Origin of the sequence: Pseudomonas sp. Pseusp97 (assembly GCF_047304025.1) — a bacterium.
Classification (GTDB): domain Bacteria; phylum Pseudomonadota; class Gammaproteobacteria; order Pseudomonadales; family Pseudomonadaceae; genus Pseudomonas.
Genome location: NZ_JBGLYK010000424.1, coordinates 1 through 1,611 on the forward strand (window position 1 = coordinate 1; position 1,611 = coordinate 1,611).

Below are 1,611 nucleotides of genomic sequence, written 5' to 3' on the forward strand. Positions count from 1 at the left end.
CGCGGATCGTCGCGCTCAACTGGGTGGCCGCCGAGACGCTGCTGACCCTGGGCGTGCCGCCCCTGGCGATCTCCGACGATCACTATTACCGGGTGCGCATGCCCACCCTGCCGCTGCCCGAGAGCGTGCGCGACGTGGGGCCCTACTGGGAACCGAACCTCGAACTGATCCAGCAGCTGCAACCGCAACTGATCCTCAGCGATCCGATGACCCCGACCCTGGAACGCCGCCTCAACGGCATCGCTCCGACCGAGCGCGTGGCCATCTACCCCGCCACGGACGGCGCCTGGCGCGCCACCACCGGGTTCATGAGCGATCTCGCCCGGCGACTCGGTGTCGAGCAGGTTGCCGCCGCTTACATCGCCGCGGGCGAGCAGCGCCTTGCCGAGCTGCGCGCGAAGCTGGCGAACCGCGCCCTGCCACCGGTGTGCGTCGCCGTGCTCAACCAGGATGGACGCCACGCCGCCGTCTACGGCCGGAACAGCATGGTGCAGGACGTGCTCGACCGCCTCGGCGTGGAGAATGCCTGGCAAGGCCCGGTCGGCCCGGTGGGACTGGCCATGGTCAGCATCGAGCGGCTGGCCGAGCGCCCGGACGCCCACCTGGTCTACGTCGACATTCCCACCACCTCCGCGCGCCTGCAGAGCCTGCGACAGCCCAACGACCTGTGGGCCAACCTCCCGGCCGTGCGCCGGAGCCACACGCTGACGCTGCAGCGCTTCTACCCCTACGCCGGCGCCGCCTCGGTGCTGGACCTTGCCGAGCGCATCGCGGCCTACCTGGACAGCGCTACGGAGGTCGCCCATGTCTGAATCGACCTTCGGCCTCGCCGCCCCGCGACGTAGCCTGCCATTGGGCCCGGCGATCTGCTCACTGGTGCTGGCCATCCTCGCTGGCCTGCTGGTCTTCCACGGCCTCCAAGGCGCCCTACCCCGCGACCTGTGGTGGCAGGCGCTGTGGTCGCCGGACCTGGACGACGTGCGCCAGGTGCTGCTGCACTTCAGCTTTTTCCCGCGCCTGGCCGTGAGCCTGATGGCCGGCGCCGCGCTGGCCCTGGCGGGCACGCTGTTCCAGCAGATCCTGCGCAACCCGCTGGCGGAACCGGTGACCCTCGGCGTTTCCGCCGGTGCCAACCTCGCCCTGTCGGCCGCCACCATCTTCGCTCCGGCCCTGCTGGTACACGGTATGGAAGCCGTCACCCTGACCGGCGCGGCGCTGGCGGCCTGCCTGCTGTTCGCCTTCGCCTGGGGGCGCACGCTTTCGCCCCTGCGCTTCATCCTCGCCGGCATGGTCATCAGCCTGTACTGCGTTTCGCTCAACGCGCTGCTGGTGCTGTTCAACCACGACTACCTGATCGACCTGCTGCTCTGGCAGGCCGGCTCGCTGAACCAGAGCGGCTGGGACGGCGCGCTGTACCTTGCGCCGCGACTGGCGGTGGCCATGATCGTCGCGCTGCTGATGGTGCGCCCCCTGGCGGCACTGGGGCTGGAGGATGAAGGCGCTGCCGCCGTGGGCGTGAACCTGCTGCGCACTCGGGTGCTCGGCCTGGCCGTAGCCGTGGCACTGAGCGCTTTCGTCACCAGCGCCGTCGGCATGCTCGCGTTCGTCGGC

General features: G+C 70.5%; 2 protein-coding genes. Both read left to right on the plus strand.

Annotation, left to right across the window (positions count from 1 at the left end):
• The coding region (locus tag ACCC94_RS29615; RefSeq protein ID WP_413353152.1) for an ABC transporter substrate-binding protein at nucleotides 1–812 on the plus strand (812 nt) is incomplete at its 5' end.
• A partial coding sequence (locus ACCC94_RS29620; RefSeq protein ID WP_413353153.1) for an iron chelate uptake ABC transporter family permease subunit occupies nucleotides 805–1,611 on the plus strand: 807 nt, incomplete at its 3' end. The genes ACCC94_RS29615 and ACCC94_RS29620, both read left to right, overlap by 8 nt.